Origin of the sequence: Microbulbifer magnicolonia (genome assembly GCF_035117725.1) — a bacterium.
GTDB lineage: Bacteria > Pseudomonadota > Gammaproteobacteria > Pseudomonadales > Cellvibrionaceae > Microbulbifer > Microbulbifer magnicolonia.
Window position 1 is genome coordinate 34,837 of record NZ_JAYEFD010000001.1, and the last position, 21,836, is coordinate 56,672.

The window sequence follows — 21,836 nt, forward strand, 5'->3', positions numbered from 1 at the left end:
CTGAACACTTTTGGTGCGTTCACCTTTGCTGACACTTCGGGCAGAACCAGGCGGTGCGGCCGGCGACCTTAACGGTTTCGAGCCTGACGTCGCATCCCGGGCAGCGGCCGTCTCGATGGCGGTGTGGCAACAGGAAAGCGCGCGGTAGCTGTTCCGCATCGACATCGCTGTCGATCGCCGTTTGCAGGACCGCGCGCATTTTCTTGAACAGCCGCCCGAAGTCCGATTTCCTCAATTCAGTCAGTTTGCGTTGCGGGTGCATCCCAGCGTGAAAGAGTATTTCATCGGAATACTCGTTGCCGATGCCGGCGATACTCTGCTGATCCATCAGCCAGGACTTGACGCCGGCGCGCCGCCCGCCGGCCAGGTGCACAAATTCCTCCTCGCCGATTGCCAGGGCATCCGGGCCCAACTGGCGCTGTGCCACCCAGGCTTCTGGTGAATCGGTGAGCGCGATGCGCCCGAGCTTGCGCGGCGCCACATAGTCTAGCTGGTAACCGCTTTCAAATCGCACCGAAAACCGGGTGTACTCGGGCGGACCACGATCGCGCTTGCCGTAATCCAGTCTGCCGCTCATGCCGAAGTGCAATACCAAACACTTGCCTGTATCCAGTTGAGCGAACAGATATTTGCCGTGACGGCTGGTCGACTGAAAACGGTTGCGCTTGAGTGCCCGGCCCAGTCCCTGGGGTGAGGCGTCGACCAGCAGCGAGGGCGCCAGCACCTGGGTCCGGTCAATGCTCTGATGTAAGGCTGTGGCATTGAAGTAGCGACGGAAAAGTTCGACTTCGGGCAGCTCGGGCATTGGCTACCGGGAAAATAGCTTGAGTAGTTTCTTCAGCGGCAGGCAGTTGATCACATCTGTCGCCTCCAGCCAGCCGCGGCGCGCCTGGTCCACGCCGCAGCGCATGTGCTCCAGGTCCGAGGTGCTGTGGGCGTCGGTGGCGATGGATATTTTTACGCCGATTTCCTTCGCCATCATGCAGCCTTCGTCGGTCAGGTCCAGTCTCTGCGGCTGCGCGTTCAGTTCGACAAAGCAATCGCGCGCTTTGGCCTCCTCGAGGATTTTCTCCAGGTCCGTCTCGTAGGGATCCCGCTCGTTGATCAGGCGCCCGCTGGGGTGGGCGAGGATGTTGAAGTAGCGGTTGTCCATCGCGCGCAGAATCCGCTCCGTCTGCTTCTTGCTGGGCAGGTCGAACTTCTGGTGCACCGCACAGACGGTGAAGTCCAGCTCTTTCAATAGCTCGTCGGGATAATCCAGCGAGCCGTCTTCGAGAATGTCCACTTCGCTGGATTTCAGCAGCACTATGTTGTCGAGCGTTTCGTTCAGTTTGTCGATCTTCTTGATGTGTTCCAGCAGGGCCTTCTTATCCAGGCCGCTGGCGACTCTGAGGCTGGTGGAATGCTCGGTAATGGCCAGATATTCATAACCTAACGCTGCCGCGGCCTCCGCCATTTCCGCCAGTGTATTGTGGCCGTCGCTGGCCTTGGTGTGAGCGTGCAGGTTGCCGCGAATGTCGTCCAGCGTGATCAGCTTGGGCAGTTTGCCTTTCCTGGCGGCTTCCAGCTCACCGCGGTTTTCCCGCAGTTCCGGTTCTATAAACGGCAGGCCCACCTTTTCGTAGACGGACTTTTCGGTCTCGCCGGCGATACGTTCGTCGCCCTTGAAGACCCCGTACTCGTTGATCTTGTAACCCTTCTTGACCCCCATTTTGCGCACCGCGATATTGTGTGCCTTGGAGCCGGTGAAATAGTGCTGGGCGGCGCCGTAGCTGACCTGGGGTACAACGCGCAGGTCCACCTGCATGCCTGAGCGCAGATAGACGGTGGAGCGGGTCTTGCCCTTGGACACCACTTCGTCCACCTCGTCGTAACCGGTGAAGTGGTCCATGATCGGCGAGCCCTTTTTATTCGCGCTGAACGCTCCTTTTTTATTCGCGCTGAAGGCTCCTTTGGCTGTAATCAGTATGTCCAGGTCGCCGACGGTTTCCTTGCGCCGGCGGTAGCTGCCGGCAATCATGACGTCCTTGATACCCTCGGCCTTCTTCAGGTATTCGAGCAGCGGCTTGGCGATCTCCTCCGCTTCGATCAGCTTTGTGCGCGGCTTCTCGCCGGAAAACTTTGCCACGCGCTGCTTGATTTTTTCCTCGCTCTTGTCGCCGAAGCCGGCGATCTCGTGAATCTTGCCGCTGTCCGCGGCCTCCTTGAGGTCGTCGAGTGTCTTGATATTGAGTTCCAGGTAGAGTGCGCGGACGCGCTTGGGGCCCAGGCCCTCGATTTTCATCAGTTCACTGAGTGCAGGCGGTGTGCGCGCCTCTACCTCCTCCAGTAGCGGCAGTCTGCCCGTCTCCACCATGGTCTGAATCTTCTTCGCCAGGTCATCGCCAATATCCGGCAGTTCGGTCAGGTCTTCGCCGTCGTCCAGTAGATCGGACATGCTGCGCGGGTAGCCGCGCACGGTGCGCGCGGCATTGCGGTAGGCGCGCACACGGAAGGGGTTGGCGTCCTCGATTTCCAGCAGGTCGGCGAGTCGGTCGAACTTATCGGCGATTTCGCTATTGTGGACAGGCATGGTATGAGTCGGGAATTGATGAAGAAAGCGTATTCAGTATAGGGGAGGGCAATACTAGGATTCGTCGATCATGCTTTTGAATTCGTCCTCGTCGATGCACTGCACGCCCCGCGCGTTTGCCTCGTCCAGTTTGCCGCCGGGATTTTCGCCGAGCACCAGGTAATCCGTTTCACCACTGACGGAAGAGGTGACGCGCGCGCCCAGCGCCTCGACTCGCTCCCCGGCTTCGTCACGGGTGAAATCTTCCAGCGCACCGCTGAACACGAATGTTTTTCCGCGCAGCGGCTGCTTTTTCGGCTCTGGCATGGACTGTACTTTCACGCCGTTTTTCCGCATGCGCTCGAGCACCTTGCGGTTGCTCTTGTCGGCAAAGAAGTTCGCCGTCGCCGCGGCTATCTCCGTTCCTATGCCGGATACTTTCTCGATCTCTTTCTCGTCCGCAGCCATGATTTTATCCAGGCTGCGGAACTTGTCCGCCAACTGGCCGGCGACACGCCGGCCCACCAGGGGAATGCCGAGAGCGTAGAGGAAGCGGTCCAGGCGCGGATCCTTCGCACCCTGGATAGCGGCGTGAAGTTGTTTGGCGGAGCGCTCGGCAAAGCCGTCCAGCGACTCCAGGTCTTCGACTGACAGCGCGTAGAGATCGGCGAGGTTCCTGACCAGCTCACGCTCGACCAGCTGCTCGGCGGCCTTCGCCCCCAGGTGATCGATATCCATCGCATCGCGGGCGGCATAGTGCGTGATGCGCCCCCTCAGCTGCGCCGGACAGGAGAGGCCGGCGCTACACAGGTGATAGGCGCCCTCCTGCACCACCTCGGCATCGCAGACCGGGCAGCGCTTCGGCATTGCAAACGGCTCGCTGCGCTTTCTCCCGGGCCATTTGACTCTCTCTTCGACCTCGGGGATCACGTCGCCGGCGCGAATAATGCGCACTCTGTCGCCGACGCGGATATCCTTGCGCTGCGCCTCGCGCTCGTTGTGCAGCGTGGCGCGGCTGACGGTGACGCCGCCGACATCCACCGGTTGCAGCAGTGCCACCGGGGTCAGAATGCCGGTGCGGCCGACCTGCACGACGATATCCTCCACCAGGGTGATTTCCTCGCGAGGCTCGAACTTCCAGGCCAGCGCCCAGCGCGGATTGCGGTCGCGGCTGCCCAGGGCGTCGCGCAGTTCGTGGTTGTCGATCTTGATGACGATGCCGTCGATCTCGTAGTCGAGGTCGTCGCGCGCCTCGGCCAGTTTGCTGTGGTAGCGCTCGATCTGTTTGAACGAAGTCGCGGATTCGTTCAGCGGGCTGGTCTTCAGGCCCCAGTCGTCCAGCTGTGCCAGCGTCTCCGCGTGAGTGCGTGGCATATCGCCGTCCATGGCCAGAATTTCGTAGAAGAAGACACTGAGCGGCTTGCCCGCGGCGCGTCGGGATTCGTACTGGCGCATCAGCCCGGCGGCCGCGTTGCGCGGATTGGCGAAGGGCTCCGCGCCGCGCTCAACCCGCTGTTTGTTCAGCTGGGTAAATCCCTTCCTGGTCATATAGATTTCGCCACGCAGGGCCACAGACTCGGGTGCCTTGCCGCAGTCTCGCAGCGACAGGGGCAGGGCGCGGATGGTTTTGAGATTGTGGGAGATATCCTCGCCGACCTCGCCGTTGCCGCGCGTGCTGCCGTACTCGAAGCGGCCCTTGTCGTAGACCACTTCCACGGAAAGGCCATCGAACTTGGGCTCGAGGAAAAAGCGGATGGACTGCTTGTCTGCCCTGTCGCGGGCGCCCTGCAGAAACGAGCGCACCGCGTCGGCTTCCAGCGTGGCCTGCAGGCTCTGCAAGGGCGCCTGGTGCTCGACTTTCCTGAGCCGGCTGACGGGTTCGGCGCCGACGCGCTGGGTGGGGGAGTCGTCGGTTTTTATTGCGGGGAAGGCCTCCTCCAGGTCCTGCAGGCGCTGGAACAGCTTGTCGTAAACCGCGTCGGAAATTTCCGGTGCGTCTTTTACGTAGTAGAGGTGGTCGTGGTAATTGATGCCCTCGCGCAGCGCGCGGGCCTCCTCGGCGGCATCTTTCTTTTCGAGTCTGTCGAGTTTGGTGAAATTGGTGTCCGGCTTTTTCTTGAAGTCCATGCGCCTGCGCAAAATTACTGGACGATTGTTAACTCCGATACTTAATGACTATAAATACTCAAATGCACTGTTTCTCTCAAGGCAAGGAAGTGATCTGGTGAAGAAAATCGTCTACGCGATCATCATAGTGCTGTTCGTACTCGCCTTCGGTCGGTTATTCATTAGACCTGCCGCTGCGCAGGCCCTGCTGCCGGGGTCCGTCTGGGAAATATTTACCGATGAGATTTCTTCCCGGACGGCCCCCGGCAGCAGGGCCGCCGCGGACTTCGGTGCAGAGTTCAGACTTGAATTCGCCCCGAGGATCAGGCCGCCTCGGTCTCAGGCGTATCCGTCGCCATTTCCCGCGCGAACTCGGCTTCGAGCATATCCGCCTCCCGCAGCCGCTTGATCCGCTCGAAGAACAGCTGTGCCTCGGGAAAGGCGAGCTTCAGATAGGCCAGCCACTGCTTGATCCGATTGCCCAGGTATTTTGCCGGGTAGATCTCGCGGGTGGCCCGGTAATAGCCCCACAGTAGTGTCACTACCTGCTGCCAGTCCATCGGTTGATACTGGCGCTCTTCGCAATACGCCTTGATCTGCAGGCCCAGGTCCGGGCGCGCCAGCAGGCTGCGGCCGAGCATAAAGGCGCCGCAGCCGGTTACTTCGCGGCAGCGCTGGAAGTCGCTCACTGTCCAGATATCGCCATTGGCGATCACCGGTATCGACAGCTGCTCCCGTATCTCGCCGATATATTCCCAGTAGGCCGGCGGGCGGTAGCCGTCGACCTTGGAGCGGGCGTGTACCGCCAGTTCGCTGGCGCCGCCGGCCTCTGCCGCGCGGGCATTGTCCATATAGCTGGACCTGTCCGAATAGCCGAGGCGGATCTTGGCCGTGACCGGGATACTGTCCGGAAGGGCCCGGCGCACGGCGCCGACAATGGCCTCCACCCGGTGCGGGCTCTGCAGCAGGCAGGCGCCGCCGTCGCTGTTGTTCACCGACTTGGCCGGACAGCCGAAGTTCAGGTCGATGGCCCGGGCGCCCACCTCGACCGCCCTGGCGGCATTCCAGGCCATGGTTTCGGGGTTGCCGCCGAGCAGCTGCAGCCGCACCGGGGTGCCGCTGGCCGTGCTGGCCCCGGAATCCAGTTCCGGGCACAGGCGGGTGAAGACGCGGCGCGGCAGCCGCGTGTGGGTGACACGCACGAATTCGGTCACGCAGATATCCACGCCGCCGATCGCGGACAGCAGGGCGCGCACATGGTGGTCGATCACGCCCTCCATCGGCGCCTGATAGATCCGGGGTATGGGCGAATCTGTCTTTGTGGTCATAAATCGGGGCGGAGCTCTGAGGCCAAAATTGAGGCGCGTATTCTAACAGCTCGCCGCGCGATTGGTGCAGAAAATGATCAGGGCGCGAGGTGCGATCGCGGGCCGGTTTTTCACTGTTAATTTGTCCTTTGGACGCACAGCTGGCAGCAGTTTTCCCCCGGGCATTTGTCGCCTTATCGTTGCGGCTGAAACTAATAAGTGTTTGATTTTAAAAGCATGTTGTATTGATAATGGCGTCCGTTGCGCGCGCATACCTGCCATAGGATTCTGTTACGGAATTTGAGTGGAAGCGCCATTGAAAAAGGGAACTGCCGCAACCGCCCTCGGGCCGATTAACAACCGCGACACGCTAATAAATAGATTAATAGCGACGCCATTGTGTTGCGGGTGCCAATAAAACCGGTCAGCATGGTCGGCTTTGATTGCCTGAATACTTTAGGGGAATTAATCAGTGCAAGACACGCTACTTCAACAGGGACTGGACATCACGCTGTTCGGCATGGGGATCGTTTTTTCATTCCTGCTTTTGCTGGTGATCGGCACCGGCATTATGTCCCGCATTATCACCCGCAATTTTCCCGAAGCGGAGCCGGTGGCTCCCGCACCCAGCAGTGCGACCGGTGATGACGCACGCCTGCGCGCCATTATCAAGGCGGCCATCGACCAGCATCGCAGCAGACGCCGGTAGCCTCTGTTAACTGTTAAAAAACTCCACTAAAAATTTGCCGAGAGAGATGACCCATGACTGAGGCAAACTCTTCAGTTAACAAGACCCCACTGGGGATTACCGATGTAGTCCTGCGCGACGCCCACCAGTCACTATTGGCGACCCGCATGCGACTGGACGACATGCTGCCGATTGCGGACAAGCTCGACAAAGTCGGTTTCTGGTCACTGGAATCCTGGGGCGGCGCCACCTTCGATGCCTGTATCCGCTATCTCGGCGAAGATCCCTGGGAGCGCATCCGCGAGCTGAAAAAGGCCATGCCGAACACGCCGCAGCAGATGCTGTTCCGCGGCCAGAATATTCTCGGCTACCGCCACTATGCCGACGACGTGGTGGAAAAGTTTGTCGAGCGCGCGGCGGAAAACGGCGTGGACGTTTTCCGCGTGTTCGACGCGATGAACGATATGCGCAATCTGCAGACCGCCCTCAAGGCGGTAAAGAAGCAGGGCAGGCACGCCCAGGGCACTATCTCTTACACCGTCAGCCCGGTGCACACCATGGACCTGTGGATAGACCTCGGCCGCCAGATCGAGGACATGGGCGCGGATTCCATCTGCATCAAGGATATGGCCGGCCTGCTGCGCCCCTATGAGGGCTACGAGCTGGTGAAAAAGCTGAAGGCGGCGGTGGATATCCCCATCCATATGCAGTGCCACGCCACCACCGGGCTCTCCACCGCCACCGCGCTGAAGTGCATCGAGGCGGGCATCGACAATGTGGACACGGCGATTTCGTCCATGTCCATGACCTACGGCCACAGCCCCACCGAGGCGCTGGTGGCGATTCTCGAGGGCACCGATCGCGATACCGGCCTCGATATCAACCTGCTGGAAGAGATAGCGGCCTATTTCCGCGAGGTGCGCAAGAAGTACGCCAAATTCGAGGGTTCGCTCAGGGGCGTCGACTCGCGCATCCTGGTGGCCCAGGTGCCCGGCGGCATGCTGACCAATATGGAAAACCAGCTGCGCGAGCAGAACGCCGGCGACAAGCTGGATGAGGTGCTGGAAGAAATTCCGCGCGTGCGCGAGGACCTGGGATTTATCCCACTGGTGACCCCGACCTCCCAGATCGTCGGTACCCAGGCGGTGCTGAATGTGCTTACCGGCGAGCGCTACAAGTCCATTTCCAAAGAGACGGCCGCGGTGCTGAAGGGCGAGTACGGCGCGACCCCGGCGCCGGTCGACAGCGAGCTGCAGGAGCGGGTACTCGAAGGCGCCGAGCCGGTGACCTGTCGCCCGGCGGATCTGCTGGAACCGGAACTGGAGAAGCTGACGGCCGAACTGAAGCAAAAAGCTGGCGACGAGAGTATTGCCCTGACCGGCGGTGAGGGCGAGATCGATGACGTACTCACCTATGCGCTCTTCCCGCAGATCGGCCTCAAGTTCCTGAAGAACCGCGGCAACCCCGATGCCTTTGAACCGGTGCCTACCGGCAACGAAGGCAGCGCAGTTGTGAACGACAAGGGTGAGGAAGTCTACACGGTGACCGTCGAAGGGCAGAGCTACACGGTGACCGTCGCCGACGGCGGCGATCTGACCGGCATAGCCCCGGTTTCCGGCGCCGCAGCGGTCTCCGCAGGCGCGGCGGCCCCGGCCGCCAGTGGCGGCGAGCCGGTGAAGGCGCCACTGGCGGGCAATATCTTCAAGGTCATGGTGAAGCCGGGCGATCGGGTGAGCGAAGGCCAGACCATTATCGTGCTGGAAGCCATGAAAATGGAAACGGCCATCAGCGCACCGCGCGCCGGCAGTGTGACCAGCGTGGCGATCAAAGAGGGCGATTCCGTGGCAGTGGGCGACGCCCTGCTGTCCATCGCGTAACGCCGGGTAGGAGTCGCACGTGGATAATCTATTAAATCTCTGGCAGTCGTCCGGCGCATACCAGATGGCGAGCGGCCAGTTCGTAATGATTGTTGTGGGCCTGCTGCTGCTGTTCCTGGCCATTCGCAAGAATTTCGAGCCGCTGCTGCTGGTACCCATCGGCTTCGGCGGCATCCTCGCCAATATTCCCGGTGCGGATCTGGCCCTTTCCGCGGCGGAGACGGCACTGGCATCCGGCGATGCCGGGGTGCTGGCGCAGATGGCGCAGATCCTCGGGCTGGAAGGCGCGGATGATCTCTATGCGCTGAAGGAGGCCCTGGCCAACGCAACCGCGGCGGTGCAGAGCCAGGTCACCCAGTACGCGCAGGATGCCGGTTTCAGCAACGGCATGCTGTACAACTTCTACTCCGTGGCCATCGCCTCCGGTGTCGCGCCGCTGGTGATCTTTATGGGCGTGGGCGCCATGACGGATTTCGGCCCGCTGCTCGCCAACCCGCGCACCCTCTTTCTGGGCGCGGCGGCGCAGTTTGGCATCTTCGCCACCGTCCTGGGGGCGGTCGGCCTGTCGGTCGCGGGCATCATGGACTTCTCCATCGCCGATGCCGCCGCCATCGGTATCATCGGCGGCGCCGACGGCCCCACGGCCATCTATGTTTCCAGCCTGCTGGCGCCGGACCTGCTCGGTGCCATCGCGGTTGCGGCCTATTCCTATATGGCACTGGTGCCGCTGATCCAGCCGCCGATCATGCGCGCGCTGACCACGCCGGAAGAGCGCAAGATCGAGATGGTGCAGCTGCGCCACGTGAGCAAGCGCGAGAAGATCACCTTTCCGCTACTGCTGCTGATCCTGGTCGCACTCTTCCTGCCGGATGCGGCGCCGCTGCTGGGGATGTTCTGCTTCGGCAACCTGATGCGCGAGAGCGGTGTAGTGGGGCGCCTGTCCGATACCGCCCAGAATGCGCTGATCAATATCACCACCATTTTCCTCGGTCTGTCCGTGGGCTCGAAACTGGCTGCGGACAAATTCCTGGATCCGAAAACACTCGGCATTCTGGCGCTGGGTATCATCGCCTTCGCCATCGGCACCGCCGCCGGCGTACTCATGGCGAAACTGCTGAATGCGTTCAGCAAGTACAAGATCAACCCGCTGATCGGTTCCGCCGGCGTGTCCGCCGTGCCCATGGCAGCGCGGGTATCGAACAAGCTTGGCCTGGAAGCCAATCCGCACAATTTCCTGCTGATGCACGCCATGGGCCCGAACGTGGCCGGTGTGATTGGCTCGGCGGTGGCCGCCGGCGTGATGATCACCATGGTGCGGACGATGACCGGCTGATAGAAGTAGAGCAACTATCCGAGAAGGCGAACCCCGTGTTCGCCTTTTCTGTTTTTAGATGTGAATTCGCTGGGCGAGGCGCGACAGCGGGTTCGAAGATTGGCTCCGTGTGCTGACGCTGGCCAGTGGGCCGAAGTGCGTATCGAGGATCTGGAACAGGGCGCGGCGGCCGGCCTCGTGGAAAATCTCCGGTGAGCCGTGCCGGGCGAAATATTCCGGGAACAGCCGCGCGATATCCTGCTGTGACCACTCCAGGTGAAACTGCAGGCCGAGAATATTAGTGCCGACGGAGAATGCCTGGTGCGGGCAGAGCTTGGATTCGGCCAGACAGCGGGCGCCGGCGGGGATTGCGAAGCGGTATTTGTGCGCGTGAAACACCAGCCCGGTATGCAGGCCCCAGTCCCGCATCGGCGTGACCGGCAGCCAGCCGAGTTCCTCCTGCGGCATTTCGATCACCTCCGCGCCGAGCGCGTGTGCCAGTAGCTGCGAGCCGAGGCAGATGCCGAGCACGGGCACCGACCGACGAGTGGCGCAGCCAATCCAGTCGATCTCCCGCGCGAGCCACGCCAGCTGGCGCCGCTGGTGCACATCCGTCAGCCCGCCGAGGATGATCAGCCCGTGGTAACCGCTGTCCGGCAGCACTTGTTCCTTCGGGTCGACAATCTCCAGTTCCACACTGCGTGCTGCGGCCCAGTCGGCGATGTAGCCGGGGCCTTCGCCCTGTTCATGCTGAATGACCAGCAGACGGTTGCTCATGATTGCTGAAAGTCCCTCTTCTCCAGGTAGAGCACTTTTTGAATCGAATCCCCGCAGCGCTCACTCGACACCAGTAGGGAATGTCACTCTTGTCAGGCCGGCATTCTAGCCATACATTAGTGACCAATCGATTCTTGACCGGAGAGTATTGATTCCAGAATGGAAATAGAAGATCTGGAGAAGTTCCTGGTTATTGCCGCGACGGAAAATCTGCAGCGCGCCGCGGATCGGCTGGATACCACGGCCGGCGGCCTGAGCAAGTCGCTGCGCCGGCTGGAAACGGCGCTGGACACGCGCCTGTTCGACCGCGTCGGCAAGCAGATCAGTGTCAATGATGCCGGCCTCCGCCTGCAGCAGCGCGCCGCGGAAATCGTCGCCATGGCCAAGCAGACCCGCGCCGAGTTTGCGGGGCTGGCCCGCGGACTCGAGTGCCGGGTGGCGGCGCCGGCAGTGCTGCAGCTGGAGTGGGCGCGGCGGATTCAAAAGGCGCTGGTACGGCAGCAGGCGGACGCGCGCCTCTCAATGACCTCCGCCTACGAGGCGCTGGCACTGAAGATGCTGGTGCGCGGCGAGGTGGACCTGGCGCTGGTGACCGACGCCATGGCGGCACAGATACCTGGCGGTATGTCGGTGCGCGCCATAGGTTCAACCACCATGCGCGTCGCCGCTGCGCCAATGCACCCGCTGGTCAGCGGGCGGAAAGAGAGACCGGTGGAGGTGACCACGGACAGGATTCTGCAGTACCCGTTTGCCGCGCCCCGCATCTCCCCCTTCTGCGGCGAGGAGCGCGGTATCGGCAGCGACGGCTGGCGCGAGGACGCGCTGCCGCGCAGGGTCAGCGTCGTAGTGAACGACTACGGCGTACTCTGCAGCCTGGTGATGGAAGGGCAGTTGCTCGCCTACCTGCCGGAACATCTGCTCGGAGAAATAGGCGCCGTGCGCGTGAAGGTGGTGGATTGCCCCTATCAATGCACCGAAAACCTGCTCTTCGTCTGGCGCGGCGACAGCGCGGGCTGGCTGGACAGTCTGCTGCAGGACATTTGAGAGACCTTTATCGAGTAGGAGCGGCCGGTGGCCGCGATCGATGTGGGAGCCTGTCCGAAAGTCCGATCGCGGCCACCGGCCGCTCCTGTCAATCGGGTATTCAGCTTGATTGGCTTCGAAGGCATGTAATTCCGGGTGACTGGATAGTCGACTCGGCGCCGTGCGGTTAGAGTGCGCGTGGTATCATGGGCGCGTTTTGTTTCAAGGTTAGGGCGCAGATCGGCGCTCGGAGGAGAGGTTATGTCCTGGCTGGGTGCGGGTATCGGGGCCGGTATTGGTTTGATGTTTGGTGGCCCCATTGGCGCTGCCCTGGGCGCCTGGATCGGCAGCTCGTTCGGCTCTGGCCTGCAGCGTATCGGCGGCGCAGCGGCGGGTCTGAATCGGGACGGAGCGCAGACGGTTTTTATCGTCACGCTGTTTTCCATGTTGGCGAAGATGGCCAAGGCCGACGGCCAGGTCTCCAAGGCGGAAGTCCAGCTGATCGAAGACTTTATGCAGAACAACCTGCGCCTCGGTGCCGAGGACCGCTCAGCGGCAATCAAGATTTTCCAGAACGCCAAGAGCGATAATTACAGCATCTATGACTACGCGCAGCAGTACCGACAGCTGGTACACAACCAGGCGATGCGCGAGATGGTCTATCGCCTGCTGTTTGCGGTGGCCTATGCGGACGGTGAACTCCACGCGGCAGAAGAGTCAATACTGCGCCGTATCCCCACCGAGCTGGGACTGCACGAGTCAATTTTTGCCGCTATGCAGGCTGAGTTTGATCACCGCGCGCCGGCGTCGGGGCACAGCCTTCAGCAACACTATGCCGTGCTGGAGTGCACCCCGGAAACCAGCGATCGCGATCTGAAGCTCGCTTACCGGCGCAAGGCGGCGGAATTCCATCCGGACAAGATAGTCTCCAAGGGATTGCCGGAAGAGTTCATGCGCTACGCCGAGGACCAGATGAAAAGCATTACCGTGGCCTACGAAACCATTGCCGAGGCACGCAAACGCCAGGCGAGTGTTGCGTCCTAATCAAGTTTTTAAATCGAGGTGTTTTATGAGCCTTGCCAGTAAAATCGAACAGAAGCTGAGCGCCGCTTTCACCCCCGAATATATCGACGTGCAGTGCGAGAGCCATATGCACAATGTGCCGGCGGGCTCGGAGATGCATTTTCGCGTGGTACTGGTCAGCGACGTGTTTGCCGAATTGCGCAAGGTGCAGCGCCACCAGAAGGTATATGCAGTGCTGGCCGAGGAAATGGCGGGCCCTGTTCACGCGCTGGCGCTGCACACTTTCAGCCCGCAAGAGTGGGAGGGGGCGGCGCCGCAGAGTCCGCAGTGCCTCGGTGGCGGTAAAAAGTAACGCTTTTCTTCGCGCGCTTTTTCACCGCTGATTTCCTATTTCGCCATTATCGCTTCGCGCCGCCGGCGGGCCCGGCGGCGCACAGATTATCTCTCTCAAAAATATTCCACGCCGCGCAAGGCGCGCGAATTTTTGTCGCGCTTATGCTCTTTTCTGAAACACTTCCCTGCCAAAAAAATAATTAGTGCGCCCAATTCGCAGAAACGTTCTTTTTTGGCGCCATAAATTGGTGTTTTTTTCTACAGCTGTGTTTTCACGCGACTAGACTGACCATTGATTGGGCTGATTGCTGTTAAATCTGCTGAAAATCAATGGAGTTAAGACGTATGAAGATGACGCGTATTTTTGTCCCCGTTCTGGCGCCGCTGGCATTGGCGGTTTCCAGTGTGGCGTCGGCAGGGCCTTCCGGCTATGCGCCGCCGCCTCCACCTCCCAAGAAGCAGGAGTTCATCGTCCGTGTGGGCGCTTCCTACTTCCATCCGAATACGGATCGAATAGCCTTTCTCGACGAGACTGGTTTCTTCTTCGATGGTTTTCGGACCACGTTGGATCCGGATGATGAATGGGGTTGGAATATCAGTGGCGTCTGGAAAGCGACCGACCACTTTAGTTTCGAGCTGATGTACATCGATGGCACCGATATGCGGGGCGGTAGCACCGACCCGTTTTTCGACCTCGTCGGTTTGCCAGATGTTCGGCGCCGCAACCTCGCCGAATTCGATGCGGACGCGAGCTACGCCTTCGCCAACTGGTATCCACTGCATCCGAGCTGCCTGATTCAGCCGTATGTCGGTGTCGGTCTGAACTATATGGATTTCAGCTCGGAAAAATTCCGCGGCTTCGTCCGCCGGGATCTCGATGATTTCGGGCTCGACAGCGACCTCAATATGGGTAATTCCTGGGGCTATGCCTGGCAGATCGGCGTGGACTTCGCTTTTGGCCACGATAGCGCCTGGATAATAAATGCGGCGGCGATCTACACGGATTCGGAGACCGACGTTGCCTTTTCTGTCTTCGACCGCGAGCCACCATTGGATCCGGATGATAGATTTTTTGAGGCCTATGGCGCCGACTATAACTTCAATCCCTGGATTTTCAACCTGGGTGTTGGTTACAAGTTCGCGTTCTGATTTCAACTTTAGATAATTTATCGAGGGCGCTTCGGCGCCCTTTTTTTGAGCGGAATTTCAGAAAAGTGCTCCGGTACAAATACGGAGATTTTTTTCCGAAGAAAATTGAGACCAGTACATGATCGATAAGCGCGATAGAAGACGCCAAATGAGCAGCGCTCTGTGCCATTTCTGCACCGCAATCTTTGGTTCCGTGACAGGCTTTTCTACTCGATTAAATATGCGCCAAGAAAATAGATGGTGCGCCAACTTTACACAAATTTTCCAATTCACAGGCCGAATGCTGGGTGTTTTTTCTACAGTCGTTCTTTTCCGTGTCTAGACTGGAAATTGATTGGGTAGATTGCTGTTGAATTTGCCGAATATCAATGGAGTTATTACGCATGAAAATGACGCGCATTCTGACACCTCTGGCATTAGCAGTATCCACTGCTGTAGTTTCAGTCGCGGCATCGGCAGGACCCTCCGGGTACGCGCCTGCGCCCGCTGCCCCGCCGAAAATCTATGGAGCCGGAACCGCGGTGTTCCGCGTTGGGGCATCCTTCGTCGACCCGGATGACGATGGTAATCTCGACTTCCGCGGCTACCGGGAGTTCTTCCCAGACGATGATTTTCTCGTGGACGATGACTTCCGCTTCGGATTCGACGTGGACGACGAGTGGACCTGGAACTTCACCGCGGGCTTTATGCCGATAGATCACTTCATGGTTGAGGTGGGCTATATCGGCGAGTCGGATCACGATGTGAAGCTGAAAGGGGTTCCCGTATTCAATGACGATCTTCAAGTCATCGACCGTCGCAATGTCAGCGTTGGAGACCTGGAGCGGTGGTCCGGCTTTGTGAACTTCAACTGGTTCCCGGTATGCCCCGAGTCCTGGGTACAGCCCTATGTGGGTGTCGGTATCAACTATTCCGAATATGACGACCAGAATGTCCGTGTCGGGATCGACGATTTCCTCGTTGATTTCGCCGGCGGCGTCGAACCGGCTAATGGCAGAATCTTCTATGAAGACGACTGGGGCTGGAACGCTCAGGTGGGCATAGACATCATGTTCGGCCGCAACAGCAGCTGGCTGGTCAATGGCGCCATCATGTATATGGACGCCGAGGTTGAGGGCGACCTGCACTACAACATCGGCGCTCCTTTCGTCAATGCGGTCAGATCCAGCTTCGACTTCGATCCCTGGGTTTACAACATAGGCATCGGTTACAAGTTCTGATTGCAACCATCAAACAGGAAGAAAGGCGCTTCGGCGCCTTTTCTTTTTAAGTGGTTTGAGTAAATGGATACTGCCAATCGCAAGCCGGAGAGCACCTCTTTGTAAAAAATAACTATGCCACCCTCGAGCAAATTTTTTACTTTTCTGCTCGGTCGTGGGAGATTTTTTTCGACGTTTTGGATGGGTGTCTAGACTGAAAATTGATCAGGTATATCAAAGCAGGAGTTGCCTGATGTCAATGGAGTGAGCAGTTATGGAAATGACCCGAATTCTTGCGCCTGTGACCTTGGCCTTAACTTGCGCCGCAGTTCCCATCGCGTCCTCGGCCGGACCCGCCGGCTACGAACCCGTACCACCCGCGCCACCGCCGCCTGTGTACCAGGCCGGAACTGTGATGGCGCGTATCGGCCTTTCGTATATAGAGCCCAATGACGACTCGGGAAAGTGGCGCTTCAATCGGGATCTGTTCCCCGATCTCGATGGGCTCAGGTTCGATATCGACCACGAAACCACCTGGAATGTCACCCTGGGCTTCATGCCGGTGGATCACTTCTCGGTAGAAGTCGGTTATATCGGCGAGTCGGAGCACGACCTGGATCTGACGGGCCTGATGAGCCCATTCGAGAACGACAGGATTCGCACCGGCAGTATCGACCGCCAGACGGGCACGCTGATTTTCAACTGGTTCCCGGTCTGCAAGGAGTCGTGGATTCAGCCGTATATCGGCCTGGGCGGGCAGTACACCGATTTTGACGGCATCAGATTCAGTGTGGATGCCAATGACTACCTGGCTGAAGTCGCCAATGCCATCGGTCCGGCGACCATGTTCATCGATGACGACTGGGGCTGGGCAGGCCAGGTCGGCATCGACATCATGTTCGGGCGCAACAGCCGCTGGTTCGTCAATGCCGCCGCGCAGTACCTGGATCTGTCGCTCGATGTGGACCTGCACTATGCGGTGCCCGTCGAATTTGATCCGGGTGTCACGATCAGTGCGGCCGTGACCGATGTGGATTTCGATCCCTGGGTCTACAATCTCGGCATCGGCTATCGATTCTGATGGGTCTCTGCTGAAGCACACACTTAGGGGCGCTCCGGCGTCCCTTCAGGGGACTCAGCTTGTCCAGGCTACCGCAATGACTTCACCTGTCGTCGCCAACAATTTTCCCAAACGCGTGCACCTCGATGCGGGTGAAACCTACTATTTCTGTGTCTGCGGTCTCTCCGCCAGGCAACCATTCTGCGATGGCAGCCACAAGGTCACGGACCTGAAGCCGATGAAGTTTACCGTGCAGGAATCCGGGGACTTCTGGTTATGCTGCTGCAAGCACACGCAAAATCGCCCCTTTTGCGACGGTCATCACAAACAGTTCACACCGGCGGACGTGGGGCAGGAAAGAGAACTGTAATAAGGCGTAATTGCAGCCAGGCTAGCGGCGCGCAATGCCTGTGATACCATCATGCGTCAATGCACCGCGCAGGGAAGCGGCGGTACAAGCGAATACTGAAAAATCGAATAATGACGAATCGGTGACACGGGTTCTTAGGGATGAAACTGGCCGTTACACTTTGGGGTTTTATTCTGCTCTGCCTGGCCTGCGGTGCCAGCGCTCAGTCACTTACCGTATCGACAGATCAGGATGCAGTATCGCTCACTCCCTTCCTGCGCCTGTTGGAGGATCCCCGGGGCGAGCTGACCTTCGCGCAGCTACAGACATCGGCATATCAGGCAAGGCTGCAAGCCTGGTCCGAACCTTCCGCCAATTTCGGCTATAGCCGCTCCGCCTACTGGGTGGCTTTCACCCTGCGCAATCCCACCGGCCAGCCGCAGTCGCTGCTGATCCGCCAGGACTACCCGCTGATCGACTATCTGGATTTCTGGGCGCAGGACGACAGCGGCAGCTGGCAGAGTATCGCCACCGGCGACCGCCGGCCCTTCGCCAGCCGCCCACTGGCACTGCGGGATTTCGTCTTCCCGGTGAGCCTGCCCCCACAGAGTGAACGCACTTTTTACCTGCGCTATGCCTCCCAGGGCTCGCTCAATATCGGCCTGTCCGTCAGCAGTGAGACCGCTTACTTATCGCAGCTGGAAGTGGAGCAGCTGTTGATGGGCATCTATTACGGCGGCTTCCTGGTGCTGGTAATCTACAACCTGTTCCTGTTTATGGCGGTGCGGGACCGGGCCTATGTCTACTACATGGGCTATGTACTCAGTTACGGCCTCTACTTCGGTGCGTTGAACGGCGTATCCTTCCGGTTCTTATGGCCCGGCAACCCCTGGCTTGCCAATGAAATCCTGGTGATCCTGCTCGGCATGACGCTGATCCTCGGCATCCAGTTCGCGCGGGAGATCTGTGCCGGCAGACAGCTGGCGCCGCGCACCGACAGGCTCGCGCGCCTGCTGCAGTACAGCATGGTGCCGCTGACGGTGATCGCGCCCTTCGCCAGCTACCGGCTGATGATCGTGGCCTTCACGGTATTTGCGCTGGTGGCCTGCGTGCTGATGCTGGTGATGGGCGCCATCAGCCTGCTGCGGGGTTCCATCTCGGCGCGCTATTTCATGGTGGGCTGGATCACGCTGCTCGCCAGCGTCATTGTCTATGTGTTCAAGACCTTTGGTTTACTGCCGCACAACGGCTTTACCCACAACGCCTTCCAGGTAGCCGCGCTGATCGAAATGCTGCTGCTGTCCCTGGCGCTGGGGGCGCGGGTCAATGAAATCCGCAAGCGCGGTTACATCGACGAACTCTCCCACCTCTACAATCGCCGCTATTTCGACGAGCAGCTGCCGAAGGAATTCCACTTTGCCAATCGCTCCGGCACACCGCTATCGCTGCTGATGCTCGACCTGGACCACTTCAAGGCGATCAACGACCGCTACGGCCACCGCCAGGGCGACCGCGCCATCGCCGCCATCGGCCAGTTGATCCTGAAGCAGGTGCGCAAACCGGTGCTGGCCTGCCGATACGGGGGCGAGGAATTCGCAATACTGCTGCCGCGCACGAGCGAGGAGCAGGCGGCGATCATCGCGCAGCGGCTGGTGCGCAGGGTGGCTGAACTGAAGCTCTACGAGCTGCCCCTGACCGTCAGCATCGGCGTGGCCAGTTTTGAGGGCGACGACTTCGAGGCGGCCGTGCAACTGTTCGAGGCCGCGGATGTGGCCCTGTACCGGGCCAAGCAGGCGGGGCGCAATCGGGTGGTGGTGAGCGCTCAGGATACCGGTAGCGGAGACGACAGCCGGCGCAGGCCGGTGCGGGAAGCGGTAAACTCCTGACGAGCCCAAGCCCCACTATGTATCCAAGACGGCAGCAATAGCGCTCGCGGCCATCGGTGCCTTGGGCGTGAGTCTCATCCTTTGTGTGATACCATCGGCAAAGTCGACGAATAACAACAAGCCGCTGATGGGGCATCGCGATGCAAATCGCCAAACTGTTCTGGGGGTTACTCTTGCTCTGCCTGGCGGCCTGTGCCGGCGCGGGGCCGTTAATAACAGTCTCGCCGGGCATGGAGCCCACTGCACTGACGCCGTCGCTGCGGCTGCTGGAAGACCGCGGCGGCGCGCTGGATTTCGCCCGCCTGCAGACGCCCGAAGTCCAGGCCCAACTGCAACCCTGGAACAAACCCTCGGCCAATTTCGGCTTTACCCACTCCGCCTACTGGGTCGCCTTCACCCTGCGCAATCCCACCGGCAGGGAAATACCGCTCGTCATCCGCCAGGACTACCCGCTGATCGATTACCTGGATTTCTGGGCGCAGGACGACGGCGGCACCTGGCAGAAAATCGCCACCGGCGATCGCCTGCCGTTTGCCAGCCGGCCGCTGGCGCTGCGGGACTTCGTCTTCCCGGTGACGGTCCCCGCGCACAGCGAGCGCAGCTACTACCTGCGCTATGCCACCCAGGGCTCGCTGAACATCGGCCTGTCCGTCAGCAGTGAAACCGCCTTCCTGCCGCGGCTGAACGTGGAGCAGCTGCTACTCGGCATCTACTACGGCGGCTTCCTGGTGCTGGTGATCTACAACCTGTTCCTGTTCTTGGCGATACGCGACAGCGCCTATATCTATTACATGGGCTACGCGATCAGCTATGGCCTCTATTTCGGTGTGCACAACGGCATCGCCTTCCAGTTTGTGTGGCCGGGCGATCCCTGGCTGGCCAACGAGATCCTGATCGTACTTTTGGGACTCTCCCTGATCTTCTCCACCCAGTTCGCGCGCGAGGTCTGTAGCGGCCGCCAGCTGGCGCCACGCACCGACTGGCTGGCGCGCGCGCTGATGCTGGCGCTGATACCACTGACGCTCGCCGTGCCCTTCTTCAGCTACCGCCTGATGATTCTCATCTTCGCCGCGCTGACGATGGTGAGTTCCGTGCTGCTGCTGGTGATGGGCACGATCAGCGTGGTGCGCGGCTCCGTCTCGGCGCGCTACTTTATGGTGGCATGGGTCACGCTGCTGTCCAGCGTGATCGTCTATATGCTGAAGACCTTCGGCCTGCTGCCCCACAACGGCCTCACCCAGAATGCATTCCAGGTGGGGGCGCTGATCGAGATGGTGCTGCTGTCCCTGTCCTTAGGCGCCCGCGTCGGCGAGATCCAGAAACGCGGCTACACGGACGAACTCTCCCGCCTGTACAACCGCCGCTATTTCGACGAGCAACTGCCGCGGGAATTCAGCTTCGCCGCCCGCTCCGGTACGCCGCTGTCCCTGCTGGTGCTCGACCTGGACCACTTCAAATCCATCAACGACCGCTACGGCCACCGCCAGGGCGACCTCGCCATCCGCGCCGTCGGCGAACTGATCCAGAAGAAGGTGCGCAAACCGGTACTGGCCTGCCGCTACGGCGGCGAGGAGTTCGCGATACTGCTGCCGCGCACCAGGGGCGAGCAGGCGGCGGTGCTGGCGGAGCGGCTGGTACAGCAGGTGGCGGAACTGGACTGCCACGGCATGCCGCTGACGATCAGTATCGGCGTGGCGAGTTTCGAGGGCGGCAACTTCGATGCGGCAGTGCAGCTGTTTGAGGCCGCGGATGCGGCGCTGTATCGGGCCAAGCAGGAGGGGCGGAATAGGGCGGTTGTCTGCTCTGCGGCGGTAAGTTTCCAGGACAGCAGCGTTAAGCCAATTGATGTGGAGGCAGGCTTAACTTCGAACTATTGAATGGGCGGGGCTGCCTGAGATAGGCGACAAACCGTCGTGTTTCAAAGCGATGTTCTGCCGTCTAATGCAATGTTAAGTATTTAAGGAGATTATGTGCCAAAGCAAACTTTTGACTATTGTGCTCTCCAGTTTCTAAACCAGTGGCTGGGAAAAGAAGCAGTCTACTGTAAGCTACTCGCATCATCTGAATTAGAGAATCAGAGGAAGGCACTTGTTAAGGCGGGAGGGCACTTCCGTGTTGCGCGTAATTTGCCAAAAAAATTTGAAACAGCTGGCAACCTATATAGATATCAGCCTGTTCTTGACATGCTAAATGATATATGCGACGTAAGCTCGAGCAATGTCACCGATGTCGTGGACCAAGCGCGTAATCGAATCTCCGATCAGTATGGCGGAAGGAGTGTTCTCTCATTAACTACAAAGTTTTTGTGGCTCAAGATTAAGAGCCCTGTTCGAATCTACGACAAGCAGGCTCGTATCGCCTTGAAAACTGCTGACGGAGATTTCGTTGCTTTTAATGATGCCTTCTCAGATCGGTACGCCAAGTGCGAGAAGCAAATTACTGAGGCATGCTCCAATTTAGAGAACGTACTTTCCTATTCAGTCCAGTCTGATATGAAAAAGAGTGAAGTTAAAAACCTTGTTACTGAGCAATGGTTTAAGGAACGCGTCTTGGATGTCTATCTTTGGAACCAAGGCAATGCCTAACAAGTTTAGGTTGTCGGACAAATTACTCGCTGCGTTCGCTATTTGCCGCAGCTACAGGCGTTAGGCACAAGACTTACCCTCGAATGGTAGACACCCTTGTTGCCCGATGCGGCGACTGCCAAGTTCGTTCGGAGTTATTTGATGATGCTACCCATATCCGGCGGCTGCGCCTGCGGCAAAGTCCGTTACGACTGCTCGGAAAAGCCCATAGTCCAGCTGATCTGCCACTGCCGCGACTGCCAGCACGCCAGCGGCGCTGCCTTCGCGGCCACGATATTTGTGCCGGCGGATCGGCTGGAATACAAAATTGATACCGAGTTGCACTTCTACGATGTACAGGCGGAAAGCGGGCGCACCTTGCGCAGGAATTCCTGTGGTGAGTGCGGGTCGCCGATATCGGCGCACTGGCCGGATCTGCCCGGGGTGGTGTTGCTGGCCGTGGGCGGCCTCGACGATCAGAGCGTGTTCGAGCCCACCCACGAGCTGTGGGTCTCCCGCGCGCAAGCCTGGCATCCCTTCCTGCCGCATACCATCAAGCTGGAAGCGGGGCCCACGGACGATGTGGTGCGCGATCCGCTGCGCGCTTACTTCGCCGCGCGCAAGAGCTAAAG

Annotated in this window: 19 protein-coding genes; 14 read left to right on the forward strand and 5 right to left on the reverse strand. The window is 59.7% G+C overall.

Features of this window, described 5'->3' with window-relative positions:
- Positions 1-19: 19 nt before the first annotated feature.
- The 4 genes from RRF64_RS00140 to RRF64_RS00155 all read right to left on the reverse strand — a co-directional run bounded on the left by RRF64_RS00140 (position 20) and on the right by RRF64_RS00155 (position 5,985).
- On the reverse strand, positions 20-805 hold the full coding sequence (locus RRF64_RS00140) for an Fpg/Nei family DNA glycosylase (RefSeq protein ID WP_323843803.1): 786 nt from the start codon (positions 803-805) through the stop codon (positions 20-22).
- A gap of 3 nt (positions 806-808) precedes the next feature.
- Entirely contained in the window at positions 809-2,572 is a 1,764-nt protein-coding gene (gene polX / locus RRF64_RS00145; RefSeq protein ID WP_323843804.1) for a DNA polymerase/3'-5' exonuclease PolX, read from the reverse strand.
- Positions 2,573-2,626: 54 nt separating this feature from the next.
- Positions 2,627-4,678: an NAD-dependent DNA ligase LigA gene (ligA, locus tag RRF64_RS00150; protein WP_323843805.1), complete on the reverse strand. Its 2,052-nt coding sequence runs from the start codon at positions 4,676-4,678 to the stop codon at positions 2,627-2,629.
- Positions 4,679-4,980: 302 nt separating this feature from the next.
- On the reverse strand, positions 4,981-5,985 hold the full coding sequence (locus RRF64_RS00155) for a tRNA dihydrouridine synthase (RefSeq protein ID WP_323843806.1): 1,005 nt from the start codon (positions 5,983-5,985) through the stop codon (positions 4,981-4,983).
- 451 nt (positions 5,986-6,436) lie between these two features.
- Between RRF64_RS00155 and RRF64_RS00160 the strand changes: the two genes are divergently transcribed.
- The 3 genes from RRF64_RS00160 to RRF64_RS00170 are packed head-to-tail and all read left to right on the forward strand — an operon-like array spanning position 6,437 to position 9,862.
- Positions 6,437-6,673, forward strand: a complete 237-nt coding sequence (locus tag RRF64_RS00160; protein ID WP_323843807.1) for an OadG family protein — start codon at positions 6,437-6,439, stop codon at positions 6,671-6,673.
- A 53-nt stretch (positions 6,674-6,726) separates the two neighbouring features.
- Positions 6,727-8,529, forward strand: coding sequence for a sodium-extruding oxaloacetate decarboxylase subunit alpha (gene oadA / locus RRF64_RS00165; RefSeq protein ID WP_323843808.1), 1,803 nt, complete (start codon positions 6,727-6,729; stop codon positions 8,527-8,529).
- Positions 8,530-8,548: 19 nt separating this feature from the next.
- Positions 8,549-9,862, forward strand: a complete 1,314-nt coding sequence (locus RRF64_RS00170; protein ID WP_323843809.1) for a sodium ion-translocating decarboxylase subunit beta — start codon at positions 8,549-8,551, stop codon at positions 9,860-9,862.
- Between the two features lie 54 nt (positions 9,863-9,916).
- Here the strand turns inward: RRF64_RS00170 and RRF64_RS00175 are convergent, their stop codons facing one another.
- Positions 9,917-10,618, reverse strand: coding sequence for a type 1 glutamine amidotransferase (locus RRF64_RS00175; protein ID WP_323843810.1), 702 nt, complete (start codon positions 10,616-10,618; stop codon positions 9,917-9,919).
- 159 nt (positions 10,619-10,777) lie between these two features.
- Here RRF64_RS00175 and RRF64_RS00180 point away from each other — a divergent pair, with 159 nt between their 5' ends.
- The 11 genes from RRF64_RS00180 to RRF64_RS00230 all read left to right on the forward strand — a co-directional run bounded on the left by RRF64_RS00180 (position 10,778) and on the right by RRF64_RS00230 (position 21,834).
- Entirely contained in the window at positions 10,778-11,662 is an 885-nt protein-coding gene (locus RRF64_RS00180) for a LysR family transcriptional regulator (RefSeq protein WP_323843811.1), read from the forward strand.
- A 240-nt stretch (positions 11,663-11,902) separates the two neighbouring features.
- A complete protein-coding gene (gene djlA, locus RRF64_RS00185; protein WP_323843812.1) occupies positions 11,903-12,685 on the forward strand; it encodes a co-chaperone DjlA in 783 nt (260 codons plus the stop codon).
- A gap of 25 nt (positions 12,686-12,710) precedes the next feature.
- Positions 12,711-13,016: a BolA family protein gene (locus tag RRF64_RS00190; protein ID WP_323843813.1), complete on the forward strand. Its 306-nt coding sequence runs from the start codon at positions 12,711-12,713 to the stop codon at positions 13,014-13,016.
- 326 nt (positions 13,017-13,342) lie between these two features.
- Positions 13,343-14,146, forward strand: a complete 804-nt coding sequence (locus RRF64_RS00195; RefSeq protein WP_323843814.1) for an OmpW/AlkL family protein — start codon at positions 13,343-13,345, stop codon at positions 14,144-14,146.
- 521 nt (positions 14,147-14,667) lie between these two features.
- Complete coding sequence (locus RRF64_RS00200) at positions 14,668-15,366, forward strand: OmpW/AlkL family protein (RefSeq protein ID WP_323843815.1); 699 nt, start codon at positions 14,668-14,670, stop codon at positions 15,364-15,366.
- A 259-nt stretch (positions 15,367-15,625) separates the two neighbouring features.
- Entirely contained in the window at positions 15,626-16,426 is an 801-nt protein-coding gene (locus RRF64_RS00205; RefSeq protein WP_323843816.1) for an OmpW/AlkL family protein, read from the forward strand.
- A 76-nt stretch (positions 16,427-16,502) separates the two neighbouring features.
- A complete protein-coding gene (locus tag RRF64_RS00210; RefSeq protein WP_323843817.1) occupies positions 16,503-16,775 on the forward strand; it encodes a CDGSH iron-sulfur domain-containing protein in 273 nt (90 codons plus the stop codon).
- A 140-nt stretch (positions 16,776-16,915) separates the two neighbouring features.
- Entirely contained in the window at positions 16,916-18,640 is a 1,725-nt protein-coding gene (locus RRF64_RS00215) for a diguanylate cyclase (RefSeq protein ID WP_323843818.1), read from the forward strand.
- Positions 18,641-18,780: 140 nt separating this feature from the next.
- On the forward strand, positions 18,781-20,517 hold the full coding sequence (locus RRF64_RS00220) for a diguanylate cyclase (protein WP_323843819.1): 1,737 nt from the start codon (positions 18,781-18,783) through the stop codon (positions 20,515-20,517).
- 93 nt (positions 20,518-20,610) lie between these two features.
- Positions 20,611-21,225, forward strand: coding sequence for a hypothetical protein (locus RRF64_RS00225; protein WP_323843820.1), 615 nt, complete (start codon positions 20,611-20,613; stop codon positions 21,223-21,225).
- A gap of 141 nt (positions 21,226-21,366) precedes the next feature.
- Complete coding sequence (locus RRF64_RS00230) at positions 21,367-21,834, forward strand: GFA family protein (protein WP_323843821.1); 468 nt, start codon at positions 21,367-21,369, stop codon at positions 21,832-21,834.
- Positions 21,835-21,836 lie beyond the last annotated feature (2 nt).